Source organism: Phocaeicola dorei (assembly GCF_013009555.1).
GTDB classification, from domain to species: domain Bacteria; phylum Bacteroidota; class Bacteroidia; order Bacteroidales; family Bacteroidaceae; genus Phocaeicola; species Phocaeicola dorei.
Genome location: NZ_CP046176.1, coordinates 2,325,443 through 2,344,014 on the forward strand (window position 1 = coordinate 2,325,443; position 18,572 = coordinate 2,344,014).

Consider the following 18,572-nt stretch of genomic DNA (forward strand, 5'->3'; position numbering starts at 1 on the left):
TTAATAAATTTCTATCCATGAATCGATTATTCTTTTTATCTCTTTTGTTTTTTCTAGGAAATACTTCTGAGTTCTTTGCTCAAACAGAACCTTTGTGGGATAATACGACAAAGAATAAACCGAGTCAGGAATTGCAAGAAGTTGAAATAATCTCATCAACTGATTGCAAAATTCAGAAAGCTTTTGTATACAAAACGAAAAGTAAAATCCGCAAACCGTTAATAGTCAGTCTTCATACATGGAGTGGCGATTATACTCAAAAAGACCCACTGGTAAATGACGTAATGGCACGTGATTGGAATTATATCCATCCGGATTTTAGGGGAGCAAATAATAAACCGGAAGCGACATGTAGCACATTGGTACTGTCTGACATAGAAGATGCTATTGATTTTGCACTAAAACATACGAATGCGGATCCTCAAGAAGTCCATATAATTGGCGTTTCAGGAGGTGGACTTGCGACTTTATACGCATATATGAATATTCAATATCCTGTTAAATCGTTTTCTGCCTGGGTTCCTATATCTGATATAGATGCCTGGTATTGGGAATCCGTAGGCCGAAAACAAAAATATGCCGATGATATTGTAAAATCCGTATCGGTTGATACTGTTTACAATCGGGAAGAGGCATTGCGACGTTCCCCATTGTGGCAAAAATTCCCGAAAGAAAAGCGCGAAAACTCTCAGTTCTATATTTACACCGGTATACATGATGGATACATAGGTTCTGTTCCTATTACCCACTCAATCAATATGTATAATCGCTTAGTAGGAGATTTGAAATACAATATTTCTAATCTTGATGATATTATGAAGAAAGCAAATTCGGATTCTGATCTAATTTCCGAAAAAAAAGTGATTGATTTAGTAACCAAACGGATGAACCCTTTACACAAAGTAAACAGTGTAATCTTTAACAGACCTGTGCATTTGACCCGTCAGTACCAAAATATCCGGTTGACTGTATTTGAAGGAGGGCATGAACAAATACCACAAGCACTGGCATTGTTGCCTCATAGCTATATAGCATCAACGAAATATAATATCCTGACGATTGGTGATTCAAATGGTCAAAATAAAGGCGGTTGGGTAGACCAATTGAAGATGATGATGCCCAATGCTCGTATTGTCAATAATTCACGTTCCGGACGAACCATTGGCTTCGATAACCTTGGCAACAAAGAATTGAACGCATTGAGAAACATAGATGATTTCCTAAATGAAGCAAAACATAAAATCGGACAAGATAAATATGATTATGTGATTGTCTGTCTGGGAACCAACGATGCCAAAAATGAATTTTCAGAAAAGCAGGATGAAGTAATTGCTAATTTTGAAAAACTTCTTCAGAAAATCAAAACGCATCAATTAATCAAAAACTCTAATCCGAAGCTTATATTTATCACACCACCGCCTATGCGTTCTACTGACGTTGAATATAAATATCAGGGAGGAAACGAGCGTTTATCTTTGCTTGTTCCGGAATTGAAAAGGATTGCAAAACAAAAAAACTTCCAAGTAATAGATATTTATCATCCTCTACAGAAGATTTTTAATCACTATGCTCCTGATGGTGTACACATGGTTCCCTCCGGACAGAGAATCATTGCCGAAAAAGTTGTTGAAGAGATAAAATAATGAATTAAAAATCCTTGTAATGCTTTCTTTTTGATTGTTTTTTTTCTTTTTGACGAATTTGTTATCCATATTCGACAGATATATTCAACTGCTTTAAATACTACGGTTGTAATTTTGTATCTGAAACTTTAAATTAATAGTTTAGGACATGAAATATACATTTTTAATCCCTGCTACATTCTTGTTGTTAATATTGTCGGCATTCACTACAGTTGACACCCAACCTATTACCATTTTTACCATTGGCGACTCGACAATGGCAGACTATAATACTCAAAATGGTTATCAGGGACGAGGATGGGCACAAATGTTACCCTGTTTCCTGACAGAAGCCAATGTAAAAATCGAAAATCATGCATCAAGCGGTCGAAGCACTTTAAGTTTTATCAATGAAGGGCGTTGGGATAAAGTCTTATCACGATTGAAAAAGGGAGACTATGTATTCATACAATTCGGGCATAACGATGAGAAAACAACTAAAGAACTGCATACAGTTCCCGGAGGCTCTTTTGATGAAAATTTACGAAAATTCATTCGGGAAACCCGTGCCAAAGGGGCTTATCCTGTATTATTTAATTCTATTGTACGTCGAAACTACCCGCCATCAGGTTATGTGGGCGAGCGCAAGGACCGCTATGAAACAGAGGGAGATATACTGGTTGATACACATGGTGAATACGTTGTTGCACCACGCAGGGTTGCGAAAGAAATGAATGTTCCATTTGTCGATATGACTCGTCTGACTCATGATTTAGTAACGCAATTAGGCCCGGAAGAATCGACAAAACTCTATATGTGGATACCCGCAGGTGTATATGACGCGCATCCCGACGGGAAAATAGATAATACCCACCTTAATATTTACGGTGGAAAGGTGGTTGCGGAAATAGCTGTACGAGAAGTGGTAAAGGTTGTTCCCGCATTGGTCCCTTTCGTCCGTTATCACGATCCGGATGTTTATGTCGCCGATTATAAAGACAATAAAACGTGTGCCGTCTGCTATACATTTGATGATGGGCTAAAAGAGCATTATACATTGGTTTTTCCTGAAATGGAAAAAGTAGGTTTCAAGGGTACTTTTTATGTGTGCGGAAAAATCATTGAAGAAAAGGAAGCACAACAAGGTAAGCCACGTATGACATGGAAACAGATGAAAGAAATGTCAGACAACGGACATGAAATCGGAAATCACAGTTGGTCCCATCCCAATTTAAAAAATCTGTCAACAGAAGAAGTACGTACTGAAATTGGGAAGAACGATAGTATCATATTAGCCAATATCGGAAAAAAGCCCCTTTCGTTTTGTTATCCGGGCAATTCTTTCAATGAAGAAATCATTTGTATGGCTTCAGAAGGAAGAGTAGGCACTCGCACTCGTCAGTTTGGAATAGGCGGAGAGAAATCCGGTTCAACAGTAGAATCGTTAGATAAATGGATAAAGGACTTACTTATTTCGGGTGAGTGGAGTATCGGGATGTTGCACGGTATGACTTATGGATACGATGCTTTTTCCGATTCAGAAATACTGTGGGAACATTTTCGCAGAGTAAAAAAACAGGAAGACAGAATATGGGTCGATACATTTGAGAAAGTGTCAGCCTATACAAAGGCTCGGAACAACGTACAACTGGATGTCGCAAAATACGAATCGAATATTCAAATTACTCCTCGATTAGCGCTTGACTCACGATTGTTTACCGAACCACTCACGATGGTAGTGAAGAAAAATAGTAACCATACGAAAATAATAGTACACCAAAATGGAAAAGAATTAAAAGTTAAAGAAAAAAACAACTATTTGATTTTCGATTTCAACCCGTTTGGTGATACAATAGACATTAAAATTCACTAATTAAATTATAAGCGACATGAAAGGTATTCATATTCTCGTATTTATACTTATTCTTAATTCTTTAATTCCGGTATTTGCCGGAGAACCGACACATTACGCGATACGATTATCGACGGCTCCGGGTTCAACAACGTCTCAATCAGTATCGTTGCTGTGGGGAGAAGGGGGTAAAACAGATGATGATCATCACTATTCAATCTATTGTAATGGAAAGCTTTTGGATACAACTGCAATGACTTATTATGATGTAAAAAATTTACCTTCTGATTCTTCTTATCATTTCCAAGTGAAGTTGCAAAATAAAAAAAATAAAGTCATATATAATAGTAACTTACTATATGTCAGAACAAGCCTATCACCAAAATATTTCAATATTAAAGATTTCGGTGCAGTTGGAGATGGAAAATCACTTGACACAAAAGCTATTCAGCAGGCTATTGACGCCTGTAACAAACAAGGCATTGTTGTGGTTCCCAAAGGAGTATATCTCACGGGAGCACTTTTCTTTAAAAGTTATATGACTCTCTATATTGAAGAAGGTGCTATTCTAAAAGGCAGTTCTGACTTAGCGCATTACCCGATAGTAAGATCCCGTTTTGAAGGAATTGAGGGTAGTCAATATGCATCCCTGATAAACGGGGGAACTTTACTATCTGGTGGTATTCAAGAATTTTCTATTCGAGGAAAAGGAATTATAGATGCCAATGGAGAAAATCTAATTAACCAGCAGAAAAAAGAAGGATTAGGGTACCGGGGACGAATATTAAGCCTGATGAATGGAGAAAATATATGTCTGGAAGGAGTTACTTTTTTACAATCTCCGGCATGGGGAGTTCATTTTATTTACTGTATGGGCGTTACTATTAAAGACGTATATATCAACACTCGCTTTGATCCGGAAACAGGGCGTAAATATAAAATCCATAATGGCGATGGATTAACGATCGACTCTTCTAAAGATATCGTTGTTTATAATACGACAATCTCATCGCAAGATGATAATGTGTCCATTAAATCAGGAAGAGACAATGATGGAAGACGAGTCGCCAAATCGACAGATAATGTAAAATTATTTGATTGTAAGTTTCTCGGGGGATTTGGTGTTGTAGTCGGAAGTGAAATGGCCGGGAACGTAAGGAATGTTTTAGTAAATAATTGCTTTTACGAAAATACCGCTTGTGTATCACAGTTGAAAGCACCTTGGGGGAGAGGAGGTGTTATAGAAAATATAACATTTAAGAATATTGTACACACCGACTCTATTCATCACGATAATATGTGGTTTAGAGGGGCTATTTGTATTGACCAATATTACGGTATTGAAAATCCTGACTATACTGTTCGCAAGGAAGTAGACGAAAATATGCCGACTATACGCGACGCATGGTATGAAAACATAACTATTTCAAAAAAATATGGATTCGGTATGTACCTATGTGGTAGACCGGAGAATTATGTAAAAAATATATATTTCAGAAATGTAGAGATACATTCCGAAAATGGTATTTATGGACGGCACTTAGATGGTATCCATTTGAAACAGACAAAAATTATTCCGATCACAGGGGAAACTTTTGAATGGGTACAAACTCAGAATATACAGATTAATCAATAATTAAAATAGATCAGATAAGTATGAAAAGAAGCATTATTCCTTTAATAATTATCCTTTTGGGGCAAACTATATATGCACAGCAAAAGTTTAATCTGATATCGAACAACAAAGCAGGTGCTGTTTACTACCAAGGAAATGAAAAAGTCGTCAACACCGCTATCGATATGTTGATAAGTGACTCGAAACTAATCTGCGATCAACCATTCTCGTTAAATAATGAACTGAATAACAACACAATAGTTGTCGGTATTCCCGATCAGGAACCTGATATTAAAGAATTGGTAGACCGTTTTAAGCTTGAAATCGCTGATCTGGCAGGAAAATGGGATGCTTATAAAATACAAGCGGTTGAATCTAATGGAGATAATTATTTGTTCATTTTAGGGAGTAATCCTCGTGGAGTAGCCTATGGGATACTCGAACTATCTCGTCAAATGGGAATTTCGCCTTGGGTGTGGTGGGCAGATGTCGTTCCTGACAAGAAAGAGAATGTTACAATCATGACTGATGAAAAGGTGCATGCTCCATCTGTACAATACAGAGGGATCTTCCTCAATGATGAAGATTGGGCGTTGATGCCATGGAGTACTCGAACTTTTGAACCGACTCCAGTAAAAGGAGCTATCGGACCAAAAACGTATGCAAAGATATGCGAATTATTACTCCGACTTCGTGCCAACACCCTTTGGCCTGCCATGCACGAATGTACTGTTCCATTCTATTTCACCGAAGGAAATAAAGATGTTTCCGATAAATACGGTATCATAATGGGAACTTCACATTGCGAACCGATGATGCGGACAAATACGGGAGAATGGGATAATGCAAAATATGGTTCTTATAACTTTCTTACTAATCGTGAAAATGTGCTCTCTTACTGGAACGAACGCTTGGCAGATGTTTCCAAAACCGAAAACATTTTTACTATGGGAATGCGAGGTATACATGACGGACGTATGCAAGGAGTTAAGACCATTGAAGACGAAGCTAAAATATTACAGGAAGTTATAAATGCTCAAAGAGAACTGCTTAAAAATAGTGGTAAGGGAGATGTTTCAAGTATTCCACAAGCATTTATTCCTTATAAAGAGGTTCTAAAAGCCTATGATGCAGGTGTAGAGCTTCCTGAAGATATTACCTTGGTTTGGTGCGATGATAATCATGGTTATATTATGCGTCTTAGTGATCCCGAAGAACAAAAACGTTCGGGCGGTGGAGGGGTTTACTATCACGTCTCTTATTGGGGAAAACCTCACGATTATCTATGGCTGGGTTCCACTCAACCAGCTTTAATCTACACTGAAATGAAGCGTGCGTGGGATAACAATGCACGCCGTATGTGGATTCTTAATGTAGGAGATATTAAACCGAATGAATATTTGACAGAGTTCTTTCTTGATATGGCATGGAATATAGATGCATTTGCCGGAGATAAGATTTACGCGCATCAAAGAGAATGGCTACATACAACATTTAAAGGTAAAGCGACTGATAAAATAAACCGGATCATGAAACAATATTATCATCTTTCCGGACATCGTAAACCTGAACACATGGCTTGGAATAAAGTCGAAGATTGGGAGTTACGTCGTCAGAATCCTACTAATCGTCAGGGTTTACAACCCGTAAAAGATTCGGAGCTTTCACCAGTACATTTTGGCGATGAAATGGAACGCCGTATTCAGGCGTTTAATTCAATTACACTACTATCGGAAGAAATATTTGAAAATGAAATTCCAAATGAATTAAAACCTGCTTATTTCCAATTAATACATTATCAGGTTGCAGCCAGTTCAGCGATGAGCCGTAAGATATTGTATGCACAGAAATCACGTTTGTCTGCGGAAAATAACGTAGAACTTGCCGGATATTATGCCCGATTAGCTACAGATGCTTACAACGAGATCACTGCTTTAGATTACACATACAATAAGGATATGCAGAGTGGGAAGTGGGATTTGATGATGGATATGAAGCCGCGAGATTTGCCGGTTTTCCAACAGCCTGTTTTACCTGATCTTCCTAAAAAAGTATTGTGCCCAACTAACAATCCTGCTATACCAAAAATGCCTGCATTATCTGTAACGGCAGGATCATCCGTTGAAGGTGATCGTATGATTGCTCTAAATGCATGTGATTTTATAAATAATCTCCAGACTGAAGTTATAGAAGGATTGGGACATAGTGGAAGAACAGTACGTTTGCAACCATCTAAGAAAATAGACTTGAAACAGCCTCATCTTGAATATAAAGTATCTACTACAAGCAAAGGTAATGTGAAAATCAAAGTTGGAACCATTCCTATGCATCCCGTTCATGGAAATTCAGAGATGAGATATGCCATTGTTATTGATAATCAAAAGCCAATAGAAGTTTCTACTTCAGCAGAGTTTTTGTCAGATAAATGGGCAGAAAATGTATTGCGTAATCAGTCATTGACAATTACAGAAGCCAATATACCGGAAGCAGGTGAGCACACTATACGTATCTATGCTTTAGATGAAGAATTACTTGTGGATCAGTTAATGCTGGAATTTGATTTGGAAAGGAAACATTATCTTATTCCTGTAAAATATAAGTCTAATCAATAATATATATTCAAATTTATGAAATCATATCTCTTATCATTAATATGTCTGCTGTTCTTTTGTTGTTGTGGCAAACAACCAGCTATTGAAGAATATCTTCTTATTCCTCACCCCGTGAGCATTGAATATACTTCTGGATTCACTAAATTGAAAAACAACTTGTCAATAGCTTATACTGAAGAATTAGCTAATGAAGCAGAGCTATTGCAATCATACCTTTCTGTTAACTTTTCTATTAATACGAAAATGAAACCAGGAAGCGAAAGCGGAAACATTATACTCAAGTTAGATACTTCCATTTTGCCGGATAAAAAAGAAGGTTATATAATGGGTATAGATGATAAAATAACGATAAAAGCCAATTCCGTAATCGGAATATTCAATGGTATTCAGACTTTACGTCAGATTATACAAAAGAAAGAAGGTAAATGGATAGTCCAAAAAGCAATCGTTACCGATTATCCAGCATTTTCATGGCGCGCTTTCATGCTTGATGAAGGACGCTATTTCAAAGGCAAGGAAGTCGTTTTCGACCTTTTAGATGAAATGGCAGAATTGAAGTTAAACGTTTTTCATTGGGGATTAACTAATGATCAAGGGTGGCGCATTGAAATCAAAAAATATCCGAAACTGACTGAAATCGGAGCCTATCGTGATTCATCTGAAATACATAAATTTGGGAGTAATATTTTCGACGGCAAACCTCACGGAGGCTTCTATACACAAGAAGAAATTAAAGAGGTGGTCGAATATGCTGCTAAACGCCATATCATGGTTGTACCCGAAGTAAATATGCCCGGACATGCTTGTGCTGCTATTGCTGCTTATCCATGGTTAGGGACAAGTGGAAAAGAAATAAAAGTACCAACCAATTTTGGTGTTAAATACGATGTCTTTAATGTCGCTGATCCTAAAGTTATTCAATTCTTCGAAGATGTTATAGATGAAATGATTCCTCTTTTTCCGTCTCCTGTATTCCATATTGGGGGCGATGAAGTACGGTACAATCATTGGAATGAGTCTCCATACGTTCGGTCTTATATGACAAAAAACGGCCTGAAAGCTCCGGCAGAGTTACAGGTTTACTTTACCAATAATATGTCGAATCTGCTGGCAGGGAAAAGCCGTCGTATGATGGGTTGGAATGAAATAACAGGAGATAGGGTACATAGTTATCAGAAAGAGGAATCCGATGCTGATGCTAAAAATATAAAACTTGCCAAAGGGACTATTGTCCATTTTTGGAAAGGCGATACGGCATTAATTAGGCGAACCATTGAAAAGGGATATGATGTGGTAAACTCTTATCATAATTCCACCTATCTGGATTACAGCTACGAACAAATCCCCTTGAAGAAATCATACTTTTTCGATCCCATACCCGAAGGTCTGACAGATGATCAAAAAAAGAGAATCTTGGGACTAGGCTGCCAAATGTGGGGAGAATTCATTCCAACAGTAGAAAGTATGAATCTCAAAATATATCCTCGCATAGCTGCGTATTCTGAAGCAGGATGGACAGATAAAAGCCATAAAGATTACAATAGGTTTCTTCATGCTCTTGAACCCTTTTTGAAGCGATGGAAAGCTAAAGGTGTAAAATATGACGTAGCAAAATAAGTTTTTGATCGAAAAGGTAAATATAAACCTGTTGGCGGAATTAAATTAACGCATATTTAACCCTGCCAATGGGTTTGCTATTTTTATAGCAATAAATCAAACTCTTATAGAATTCATCTTCATCGTTTCCAGATTTAGAAACAGCCCGTGATGTTCAATCATCCCATTACGGAACATCTTCCACAAGATATTACTGCCAAGTTGTGCTAGTGTGGAGTTGATAAACAGGTCTTGTTTTTCCAACGCCTCCGCCAAGGAACAGCTCGGTCCCGAATCCTCCTCTTTCACCCTTGCGTACCTCACGAACCGGGTGATGACTTTCAAAGAGCCGACAGTCTCATACAGTTGGGAGGCGGGCTGTTTTATCTTCTTGGGAATGGTTCCTAAAACAACCTGCCCGGTCGTCTGCGTATTCCCGAAATCCATCCAATACAGCGGTGTCTCGTGATTGTGGTAATTCGAGGCAGGAATTGCTTTCAATATGTTCCACAAGTCGAGCCGTGACTTGATGTTGTCGGTACAAGTAACGATGATATTCGCCATGTCGTCCCGTCTGGCATCTTTCAGCACGGTCGGGAAAATATCCGGCAAAGCTTTCCAGTCATTGCCGAAGAAATTGTTGATGCGGGTAACGAGGCATTGCGCCTTGTTCAGCCCCATGTCGGAATACCCGAACAGCTGGCGGCCGATATTGGATTCCGTCACGATGTCCGGGTCATAGAGTGTCACGAACAGTCCCGGATGCCCGAGTGCCCGCAGGGTCACGTCCAGCCTTGCCAGGCAGGTCAGCACCTGCGAACCGGTTCCTCCCGCTCCGATGAGGTTCACCGTCACCGGATGTTGCGGGTTGATCAGATAGTTGTCTATGTAATGTACTCTTTTCATTTCAATATATCTTTCAGTTTCAGGTTATTCAGAAGCTTCAGTTCATCAAGGTCGAAAGGCTTGTCCTTTGCAGCTTTCGTTACCAGTACCAGGTTGGATTTAGTCGGGTTGCCTTCGCCTCCCAGATGGGAAAACTCCGTCAGCCAGAATTTCTTTTCCCAATACTCCAGCAGGTTCGTGTAGGTCAGGTCTTTCGGCTTCTCTATTTTTGCGGAGCCCAGACAGACGCTCGCCCTCGTCACGTTGAAGAACGGCGCGGCATAGAGTTCCGTCTTTTCCGTCAGCTTCTTGTCCTTGCAGGCATAGATATTCAGCCAACTTTCTCCGGCCACATAGATGATTCCCGGCAGGTTGTATTCCGCGTTTGCGATTTTGAGGCTTTCCCTGAAGAACATCATCCGCTTCTGCGGTGGATTGTACCAGACATATTTCTCGTTGCCCTTCCGGGGATCGCACCACAGCATATTGGACGGAATCCTGCCGTATGGCGTGGTACTGTGCCTTTCGGAATAGCCGCGTACCAGCTCGTTCATGAATTCCACCGTAACGGGGCGGCCTTCGCTCATCATGCCGTTCTCGTCTATGTCCCTGACCTCTATAAAATAGCTGCCTTCATAGCTGTCATCCTCACCGGAATAGGCAATCAACGCCGCCTTGGGATGGAGCAGCGCCCTCAGTTTCTTTGTAAGTTCATTCGTTTCCAACATGGTTCAACTGATTAGAGTTATGAATTCGTCCGCCCACCGGAAGAACCGTTCCGGGTAATCGTCCATCTGGAACAGTTCTTCGGTGTCGGGTGACAAGTCGCAGGTCGTTACCGGAATAATATCGTAGGTTTCCCTGCTACAGGAATTGTAATAGTCGACAAGATACTCCGTAACAATATCTCCGGTATCATATATGATGCTTATCTGCTGGTACAGGTACATCGGATGAAAATCCGGCTCTTCCGAGTAGAAGGCGTCATACCCGTATTGCATGATGCCCCGTTCGGGTGTCAGGAACGGGAGGCCCCGTTTCATCATATCGACCAAAGGCTGTTCAAACCCGTTCCGGGGAGTATATGACTCAAGCGCTTTCGGCAGGTTCTTATAGTAAGATTTCGATTCTACCCTTTTGAGCAGCCTGCCTATTTTCCCATCCTGATAGGAAGCCAGCAATTTCATGCGGTCCTTCCAATCTTCCGGGTCGTTGCCGTCATCTTCCGAGAGCATTTCAAACATGAAATCCGTATCATCGTTCTCCCAAAAGATGCCGATGTCGTTGGCTTCCATCAGATTGTGGAGGAATGTGACGGCAATCCTCCTCAAAACAGGATTGAGCGTTTCCAGGAATTTTACCGGAAAATAATACAGCGTGAAGCTTCCCCATTTGTGACATTTCCACAGTCGGAAGAACAGCCTGCCGTCCTCTTGCTCGATATTGACATACAGATTGTCCCCGATAAGCGTATCCATCTCATCGTATAGCCTGGCGATGCCTTCCCCTATACTTTTCCCCGGTGTATGCACGGCTTCCTTTTGCAGTAACAAAGCGTACTTGAAATATGAATCACGCAGGAACTCGTAGTTTCCCCGCGTGATTACATTTATCTTGTCACATTCGCAATCGTCGTAGCAATCTACGGTAAGACTTTTCTGTGCCAGCGGTGTCAAGGCCGTGCTTAGAAAAGAATTACGGCCCCGCTTGGAGCCGCAATCCGTTCTTCCCTGTTCACGCCGTACTGTACATTCCTTTGCGTCTGGCTGATGACGAGCTTTGCCAGCCGTTCCAACCGGTGTTCGTCCAATGGTACACATGACTTCTTTTTTTTATTATCCTTTTTCCTGTTGTTGTTCTTCTTCATGCTCTCTATCCTTTTACCCCGATGGTGGTTGTGAACTCGTACACGGCCTTATCGTCCTTGATGACCGGTCCGTGTACTGTTGCCGTTGTCAGCTCCGGGTAGAAATTGGAGTAATAACTCATGACCATTTCGGGACTGTCCGACGGGTTGGGATCATCGAGCGTGACCATTCCATTGTTCTTCTTGAATGTGAATGAGCGTGTCATTCCTGTAATTTCGAGTGCCATAATCTTAGACTGTTTGATTTTGATAATGTGGGACATGGGGTTCTAACATGGACTGTGGGAAATCGGGATATCCCTCGTAGTCCTCCGGACGGTAAGCCGGTCCTTCCTGTCCGGCATCGTAATGCGGGTACAGTTCTTCCGGCGCCTGCACCTGCTCCTGCCAATGCGGGTTCCCGTATACCGGTTGCGGTGCCTGCTGCGGTGCGGGTTGCTGTCCCGCATATGGTTGCGGCTGTGGCGGGGCGTAATATTGTGCCGGTCCCTGTGGAGGTTGCTGCGGCGGCCACATCGTCTGCTGTTGCTGTGGTGCTGCAACCGGCCTCTGTTGCTCGCCGGGTACTTGTGCCGCCATCGGTTTCTGCGGTTGTGGAGGATATTGTGGAGCCGGTTGCGGCTGCCGGGCCGGCGCGGCAGTCGGTTGTGCCTGCGGTTGCGGTGCCGGTTCTTCCATCAGTTCGAACAGGCTGCCCTTGTTCATCGCCTTAGTCTGTTCCGCCACCATCCCGTCAATCTTCTTCTGGTCCTGCGGTTTGGCATAGAGGCGCGCCTGTCCGAGTGAAGTGACGACATCCTTGTGGTTGCCGGCGGCAATCAGTTCCTCCGCCTTCTTGAAATGTTTCTCATACTTCTCGCGCTTCTCCTTTTCCTCCTTCGTCTCCTTCGACTTGGCTTCCTTGGCCGCCTTGCTCTCGGACGCGGCTTTCTCCGCTTGCGCCTCGAATTGCGCCATGTTGGAAATCAGGCCCGCCGCTTTCTGTATCGGCCGTGCGACGGCTTGCAGGAATCCTGCGTCCAACTCCTGCGGCAGTCCGCTGACGGTCAGGGGGACAAGGTGGTTCTGGGCTTCGTCTTTCAGCCCGTTAGACTTCGGCAATGTGGAAACTGTCAGTTGCCCGTTCGCTTTGCGGATGACGAGGGTGAGGTCCACGCCTTCGGTCATCATTTGGTGGATTGCTGTAAAAAACATAATCTTGATGTATTAAAGGTTATTATTGAAGTTTACATTTCACTGAATAATTCCGCCAGCAACCTGTTCCTGTCGGGATGGTGGCATATTTCCAGAATGGGGTTCAACAAGGTGGAAACGTGTACCGGTCCGGTCGTCCCCCGTGGCGGGAACCTGACAGCCGGTTCGGGTTCCACGGTTCTCTTTCTTCTTGTTACGGGCATGGGCATCCTCATGGGAGCCGGCGGCGCGCTTGTGACAAATGCTTGGTTCATGACTATTTATTTTAATTGTGAATACTCGGGCTTTGGCAGCCCGTTGAACTACAAGGGCCGGCGGTAAATGCTTCCGGTAAGGCAAGGTTTTCGGGAAAAATACCGCAGCGCAGTGAGGATGATTTTTCCCGAAACCGCAAGGCTCGACCTTGCTGTCCGAAAAGAAGCATTTGCCAACTTTGCCCGGTAGTTCCCGGTATGCCAAGCCTGTATTCTTCATCCCTTTTCCTTTTTATATCTATTCCCTTCACTTCCGGATTCATAAAACATGGGAAACAAAAAGAGCCGTCCGTGATGGACAGCTCCGTTCCGTGAGGTGTTATGGGATTTGTATGGCATCTCCGGTTCATGGCTGAAAATTATATTATCAGAATACCAGAAAACTGAATATGCAGAAAAGTATGGCCGCCGCTACCAGGAGACAGGCAATCCGATACAGGAACTTGAAGAATCCCTGGAAGCATACGATGCTTACCGCGACCCACACGGGGGATACTCCCCGTGAATACATATAACTGAACACGATGAAGGCGGTGAGGCCTAACGCGATGATCCGTACCCATCTGTTCGCTTTTATCCTTTCGATACATTCTCTTGTTTTCATGACGTTCTATTATTTACAGGTGAAACAGTCGTTTCCAATTTCAAGGGCCGGGAGGCGGACCGCCTCCACAGGCAAGGTTTTCGGGGGAAAATACCGGAGCGGCGCGAGGATGATTTTCCCCGAAACCCGAAGGGCCCGACCTTGCAGGTGGAAAACGGCGGTACGCTACCTTTGCCCGGGAATTGGAATGACGGCATTATCTCTTCTTTCCGTTCCCGGCTTTCGGGAACGAGAATACCGGGTTGTACTCCGTATCGAAGGTGATGGCGGCATCGAACGGCACGCCTTTCTTTCCCTTGAATCCCTTGATGAGTCGGGTGCTTCCGGACGAGAAGAGCTGTTCCAGATGGCTGTCAGTCAGTTCCTTGTTCAGGATACGGCGGAACACCAGCAGTCCGCACCCGTCCCGGTCACACTTGGCCACTTTGGAACGGAGGATGATTTTCCCCGTCTTGCACTTGGGGCAGGTGAACACCTTCTCCTGCATTGCCGGAAAATCCAAGCGCAGTATCTCGTCTGTCACCTTGCAGGTATAATCGCGGATGGACTGCATGAATGCCTCCGCATCAAGTGTATGTCCCTCTATCTGCAACAGGGCCTTCTCCCAGCTTCCCGTCAATTCCACATCGGCCACGCTCATCCCCTTCACCGCCTCGTAGATATACATCCCTTTCTCGGTCGGGACGATGCTCTTGCCGGAACGGGAGATATAGTCCCGCTTGATCAGGGTGGTGATGATGGCGGCACGGGTGGCAGGCGTACCTATGCCCAAGTCCTTGATGGCTTCCTTTGCCAGTTCGTCCATGATGTTTTTCCCGCAGGTCTCCATAGCCCCCAGCAGGGTGGCTTCCGTGTACAGCGGTTTGGGCAGGGTCTTTTTCTGCGCCACCCCGTGTCCCATGACCGGCACGGCCTCGCCTTCGGTAAACTCCGCCGTTCCACTGTCCCGGTCCGGTTCGTCCTTGTCCCGGTCCTCTTTTCTGGCAAAGACACCGCGCCAACCCGGTTTGACGATGGCGGAGGAACGGGAGCGGAACCCCATGCCCTCGCAGGTACATTCCATGACCAGCAGTTCTTTCTCGCAGGGCGGGGAGAATGATTCCAGCATCCTGCCGGCTATCAGGGTGTAGACGGTAGATTCCGCCTCGGACAGACCTTCGGGTACGATGCCCGTGACAATCAGGGCATGGTGGTCGGTCACTTTCGTGCCGTCCACGCTGCGGGTGTTCAGGTCGGAAAGATCAAAGGACTGCCCGTATTCCCTGAATTCCGGCAGTACGGCGATTTTCTCCAGCAGGGAAGGAATATGCCGCATGACATCCTCCGGGATATGACGGCTTCCTGTTCTCGGGTAGGAAATCAGTTTTTTCTCATATAACGATTGTGCGATGGAGAGTGTCCTGTCCGCCGTCAGGTCGTAATGGATGTTGCAATCCTTCTGGAGTGCAGTCAGGTCATATAGCAACGGAGACTGCTGGAGTGTTTTCTTACGCTCCACCTTGGTGATTGTCACCAAAGAACCGGAAGTGATTTGTTTATATGCCGCTTCTGCCGTTCCTTTCTCCTTGAACTCTTCCGTGTGGAAGAACATGCGGTGTGCGTCCCGCTGCTTCAATGTAAGGTGCAGCTGCCAGTAAGGGGTGGACACGAAACTCCGGTTCTCCTTGAAACGGGCACAAATCATGGAGAGTGTCGGGGTCTGCACGCGCCCGATGGAATTGTTCGCCGAGCCGGAGACTATCGCCAACGCGCGACTGGAATTCATCCCCACCAGCCAATCCGACTTTGCCCGGCAATCGGCGGCGGCATACAGGCTGTCGTAATCCTTGCCGTCCCGGAGGTTCGCCATGCCCTCGCGGATGGCCTCGTCGGTGAGCGAGGAGATCCACAGGCGCTTGAACGGCTTGGTGTAGCCCAGGTAGGAATAGATCCGGCGGAAGATAAGTTCCCCTTCGCGGGCACAGTCGGTCGCCACGATGATGCTTTCGCACTGTGCAAGCACGCTGTCAATGACTTTCAGTTGTTTGGCGGCGGCGAGGTCCGTCACCATGCCCTTGTCCGTCCTGACCTGGCGGGGTATCAGGCGGAACGGGTCCGGCAGCATCGGAAGGTCTTCGGCACAGGTCTTCGTGTAGCCGTATGCGCCCGGCATGGCAAGTGACAGGAGATGTCCCATCGCCCATGTGACCATATAGCCGTTGCCGGTACAGTAGCCGTCCTTCTTGTCGGTAGCCCCGACTACACGGGCTATATCCAGGCCGACACTCATTTTTTCTGCTATGATTGCTTTCATATTCGGATAAAAATTAAGCCGTTCCCCGTTACCGGAACCGGAAAACGGGAAACGGCGGTTTGACATTCTTTACTTGTAGGATTGGCAGGCGGCTGCTATGCCAACGGCTTGATGCCGAGAATTTCAATCAGTGCCCCGCCGTCCTTGCGCACCAGCTGGAGGGTGGCGTCCATCACCACGTCCACCCCGAGAAGCACGAGGCTGAGTGACATCACTTTCGTCTTCTCTCCCTTGAGCAGCGTGTCAAGCTCCCCCGACATCTCCAATTCGTCCTTCAGGATACCGATTCCCGCAAGTTCATCCCAGTTCACGTCTTCCGCCTTGAAAGGCGTGTTGCCATTATCGTTCATGTTCATATTTCTGATTCTTTTGGATTTTACATTCATTTGATTCACGCTCAGGCTATGCCCGCGCCTTTGGACTTGCGGCTGTTCTGTTCCTGTCCCTGCTTCCGGGCGTTCGCCACCACGTTGCGCTGCGAGGCGTCACGCTTGCGGTCCGGATTCTCGTTGTAGAAGTCCAGCCTGCCCTGGTTGAAGTTCGCCTTGACGTACTGCGAGATGGTCTTGCCGTCGTAGCCCTTGATGCCCTCGACGAGCACCGCCTTGCCGCTCTGGAGGTCGGCACGCTGTTTCCGGTTCAGCTCCACGTCCCATACCTTTGCCGGTATCTTGAACTCGGCACGCTGCTCGAAGCCGTCCGGCGTGCGTGAGTAGCTCAGGCGTCCCGTCTCCAGATCCGCCTTGATGAAGGAGGAGAACTCCTCGCCCTTGCGGTTCACCATGTCATTGAGGAAGATGATCTTGCCCTCGCGTAGTTGCTGTTGCTCCTCCGGGGTGACTTTCACACCGCCGATCTCATTCGGGATGTAGATTTCACGCGCCCCCTCCGGGGAATCGGGATTGTAACGCGAGTAGGCGGGTTTGCCCGTGGCCTCGTCCAGCTTGACATACGAGGAGAACAGCTCGCCGTCCTTGCGCTCCATCCCCTCCACGAAGATGGCCTTGCCCGCATTGAGATCCTCGATCTGCTTCTGGGTGAGTTCCACGCCACCCAATGAATGGCGGTTGAAGAGCTTGTCGTTATCAAAGATGTATTCGATGCCCCTGCGCTCGGCATTGACCTGGATGTGGGCGTCGAACTCCTTGCCGCCGTTGGAAATCATCCCCTCGATGAAAACCTTCTTGCCTTCTCGCAGGTCGTTCTGTTCCTGCTGTGTCAGCTCCACACCCTTGATTTCCCTCGGGATGAAGACATTCTCCGCACGCATGGCCACCACCTCGTTGGTGAGCTTGTCGATGCTGATGAAGGAAGGGATGTACTCGCCGCTACGGTTTTTCAGTTCTACCACACGTCCCATGTTGCCCGTTTCAAGCAGGTTCTTTTTGTCCTCGTCAGAAAAGATGTGCCCGAAATACGGGCGGTCGAGCTCGGGTTTCTGGCGGATGCCGTGGATACCCAGCACGATGGGACCTCCCACGGACTGCTGGAACGAAAGCCGGGCGTCCGTGCGCAAGACGGCGGAACCGAAGTTCATGCTGATGGGCACGAGCTGGTTGGTCTTGTACCCCTTGAGCATCTGGTCGAGTAATCCACGTTCCATGAGGTACTCGCGGGAGAGGCCGTAGTTCTTCAGCTCTTCCCAGTTGATCATGGATTCGTTGTAGCGGTACTTGGGCTGCTGCGTGCCGTCACCCTGGGCACCCTGCTGCTGTGTTTCATTTTTCTTTGCCATTTCTTCTTGATTTTGATTGTTCATACTTTGGTTTTCCTTGTCGCGTGGGACGATCTCGTATTTCTTGAGAAAGTCCTCCACGGCTTTTGTCTGCTTTCCCGCGGCTATGTCTTCGATGGCCTGCCTGACCTCCGGGTCTTCCAGCTTATCCTCCTTGACGGAGAAAATACCGAAACGTGTCGGGTCTTTGAGCTGGCTCCAGAAGTTCTTCAGGAAATTCTCGAACATGCTGGCGTACCGGTCGATTTTAAGGAAAGAGTTCCGGTGTTCCTTGTCCGCCGGGACGGTACTGTACTTCCCGTCCTTGCCGATTTTCGACACCGCCTGTAAAAGCAGTTCCATCTTGTCGAGGATGAATACGATGTCGCTCATCTGCTCGTTCTCGGCCACTTGCGGTTTCGGAGGTTCGTCACTTTCATTTTTCTTTGCCATAACTTTGGTTT

General features: G+C 45.4%; 15 protein-coding genes. 5 read left to right on the plus strand and 10 right to left on the minus strand.

The window, feature by feature from the left end; all coding sequences use genetic code 11:
* Nucleotides 1–17: 17 nt before the first annotated feature.
* The 5 genes from GKD17_RS09545 (at nt 18) to GKD17_RS09565 (ending at nt 9,318) form a co-directional block, all read left to right on the plus strand.
* Nucleotides 18–1,643: an SGNH/GDSL hydrolase family protein gene (locus GKD17_RS09545; RefSeq protein WP_007838661.1), complete on the plus strand. Its 1,626-nt coding sequence runs from the start codon at nt 18–20 to the stop codon at nt 1,641–1,643.
* Nucleotides 1,644–1,791: 148 nt separating this feature from the next.
* Nucleotides 1,792–3,495, plus strand: coding sequence for a polysaccharide deacetylase family protein (locus tag GKD17_RS09550; protein ID WP_007838662.1), 1,704 nt, complete (start codon nt 1,792–1,794; stop codon nt 3,493–3,495).
* 16 nt (nt 3,496–3,511) lie between these two features.
* Nucleotides 3,512–5,110, plus strand: a complete 1,599-nt coding sequence (locus GKD17_RS09555) for a glycoside hydrolase family 28 protein (RefSeq protein ID WP_007838663.1) — start codon at nt 3,512–3,514, stop codon at nt 5,108–5,110.
* Nucleotides 5,111–5,130: 20 nt separating this feature from the next.
* Nucleotides 5,131–7,701 carry a glycosyl hydrolase 115 family protein gene (locus GKD17_RS09560; RefSeq protein WP_007838664.1) on the plus strand — a complete coding sequence of 857 codons (2,571 nt, stop codon included), beginning with the start codon at nt 5,131–5,133 and terminating at the stop codon, nt 7,699–7,701.
* 15 nt (nt 7,702–7,716) lie between these two features.
* Complete coding sequence (locus GKD17_RS09565; protein ID WP_007838665.1) at nt 7,717–9,318, plus strand: beta-N-acetylhexosaminidase; 1,602 nt, start codon at nt 7,717–7,719, stop codon at nt 9,316–9,318.
* A gap of 96 nt (nt 9,319–9,414) precedes the next feature.
* Here GKD17_RS09565 and GKD17_RS09570 read toward each other — a convergent pair whose 3' ends face one another.
* The 10 genes from GKD17_RS09570 to GKD17_RS09615 form a co-directional block, all read right to left on the minus strand.
* Nucleotides 9,415–10,203: a PRTRC system ThiF family protein gene (locus GKD17_RS09570; RefSeq protein ID WP_007838666.1), complete on the minus strand. Its 789-nt coding sequence runs from the start codon at nt 10,201–10,203 to the stop codon at nt 9,415–9,417.
* Entirely contained in the window at nt 10,200–10,910 is a 711-nt protein-coding gene (locus GKD17_RS09575; protein ID WP_007838668.1) for a prokaryotic E2 ligase family D protein, read from the minus strand. Before GKD17_RS09575 ends, GKD17_RS09570 begins: the two co-directional genes overlap by 4 nt.
* Nucleotides 10,911–10,913: 3 nt before the next feature.
* On the minus strand, nt 10,914–12,002 hold the full coding sequence (locus GKD17_RS09580; RefSeq protein WP_007838670.1) for a hypothetical protein: 1,089 nt from the start codon (nt 12,000–12,002) through the stop codon (nt 10,914–10,916).
* A gap of 52 nt (nt 12,003–12,054) precedes the next feature.
* Nucleotides 12,055–12,276, minus strand: coding sequence for a PRTRC system protein C (locus GKD17_RS09585; RefSeq protein ID WP_032936582.1), 222 nt, complete (start codon nt 12,274–12,276; stop codon nt 12,055–12,057).
* Between the two features lie 4 nt (nt 12,277–12,280).
* Nucleotides 12,281–13,243, minus strand: coding sequence for a PRTRC system protein E (locus tag GKD17_RS09590; RefSeq protein ID WP_007838672.1), 963 nt, complete (start codon nt 13,241–13,243; stop codon nt 12,281–12,283).
* Nucleotides 13,244–13,275: 32 nt separating this feature from the next.
* Nucleotides 13,276–13,497 carry a hypothetical protein gene (locus tag GKD17_RS09595; protein ID WP_080549560.1) on the minus strand — a complete coding sequence of 74 codons (222 nt, stop codon included), beginning with the start codon at nt 13,495–13,497 and terminating at the stop codon, nt 13,276–13,278.
* Nucleotides 13,498–13,864: 367 nt separating this feature from the next.
* Nucleotides 13,865–14,101 carry a hypothetical protein gene (locus GKD17_RS09600; protein ID WP_080549551.1) on the minus strand — a complete coding sequence of 79 codons (237 nt, stop codon included), beginning with the start codon at nt 14,099–14,101 and terminating at the stop codon, nt 13,865–13,867.
* A gap of 196 nt (nt 14,102–14,297) precedes the next feature.
* Nucleotides 14,298–16,394, minus strand: coding sequence for a type IA DNA topoisomerase (locus GKD17_RS09605; protein WP_007838676.1), 2,097 nt, complete (start codon nt 16,392–16,394; stop codon nt 14,298–14,300).
* Nucleotides 16,395–16,489: 95 nt separating this feature from the next.
* Nucleotides 16,490–16,750 (minus strand): DUF4099 domain-containing protein, encoded by a 261-nt coding sequence (locus GKD17_RS09610; protein ID WP_032936775.1) that lies wholly within the window; start codon nt 16,748–16,750, stop codon nt 16,490–16,492.
* Nucleotides 16,751–16,791: 41 nt separating this feature from the next.
* On the minus strand, nt 16,792–18,561 hold the full coding sequence (locus GKD17_RS09615) for a DUF3945 domain-containing protein (RefSeq protein ID WP_007838679.1): 1,770 nt from the start codon (nt 18,559–18,561) through the stop codon (nt 16,792–16,794).
* Between the last annotated feature and the right edge of the window lie 11 nt (nt 18,562–18,572).

Excerpts from the sequence above, each read along its gene's own strand:
- GKD17_RS09545 (WP_007838661.1), top strand. The coding sequence starts at position 18 with ATGAATCGATTATTCTTTTTATCTCTTTTGTTTTTTCTAGGAAATACT.
- GKD17_RS09550 (WP_007838662.1), top strand. The coding sequence starts at position 1,792 with ATGAAATATACATTTTTAATCCCTGCTACATTCTTGTTGTTAATATTG.
- GKD17_RS09555 (WP_007838663.1), top strand. The coding sequence starts at position 3,512 with ATGAAAGGTATTCATATTCTCGTATTTATACTTATTCTTAATTCTTTA.
- GKD17_RS09560 (WP_007838664.1), top strand. The coding sequence starts at position 5,131 with ATGAAAAGAAGCATTATTCCTTTAATAATTATCCTTTTGGGGCAAACT.
- GKD17_RS09565 (WP_007838665.1), top strand. The coding sequence starts at position 7,717 with ATGAAATCATATCTCTTATCATTAATATGTCTGCTGTTCTTTTGTTGT.
- GKD17_RS09570 (WP_007838666.1), bottom strand. The coding sequence starts at position 10,203 with ATGAAAAGAGTACATTACATAGACAACTATCTGATCAACCCGCAACAT.
- GKD17_RS09575 (WP_007838668.1), bottom strand. The coding sequence starts at position 10,910 with ATGTTGGAAACGAATGAACTTACAAAGAAACTGAGGGCGCTGCTCCAT.
- GKD17_RS09580 (WP_007838670.1), bottom strand. The coding sequence starts at position 12,002 with ATGTGTACCATTGGACGAACACCGGTTGGAACGGCTGGCAAAGCTCGT.
- GKD17_RS09585 (WP_032936582.1), bottom strand. The coding sequence starts at position 12,276 with ATGGCACTCGAAATTACAGGAATGACACGCTCATTCACATTCAAGAAG.
- GKD17_RS09590 (WP_007838672.1), bottom strand. The coding sequence starts at position 13,243 with ATGTTTTTTACAGCAATCCACCAAATGATGACCGAAGGCGTGGACCTC.
- GKD17_RS09595 (WP_080549560.1), bottom strand. The coding sequence starts at position 13,497 with ATGAACCAAGCATTTGTCACAAGCGCGCCGCCGGCTCCCATGAGGATG.
- GKD17_RS09600 (WP_080549551.1), bottom strand. The coding sequence starts at position 14,101 with ATGAAAACAAGAGAATGTATCGAAAGGATAAAAGCGAACAGATGGGTA.
- GKD17_RS09605 (WP_007838676.1), bottom strand. The coding sequence starts at position 16,394 with ATGAAAGCAATCATAGCAGAAAAAATGAGTGTCGGCCTGGATATAGCC.
- GKD17_RS09610 (WP_032936775.1), bottom strand. The coding sequence starts at position 16,750 with ATGAACATGAACGATAATGGCAACACGCCTTTCAAGGCGGAAGACGTG.
- GKD17_RS09615 (WP_007838679.1), bottom strand. The coding sequence starts at position 18,561 with ATGGCAAAGAAAAATGAAAGTGACGAACCTCCGAAACCGCAAGTGGCC.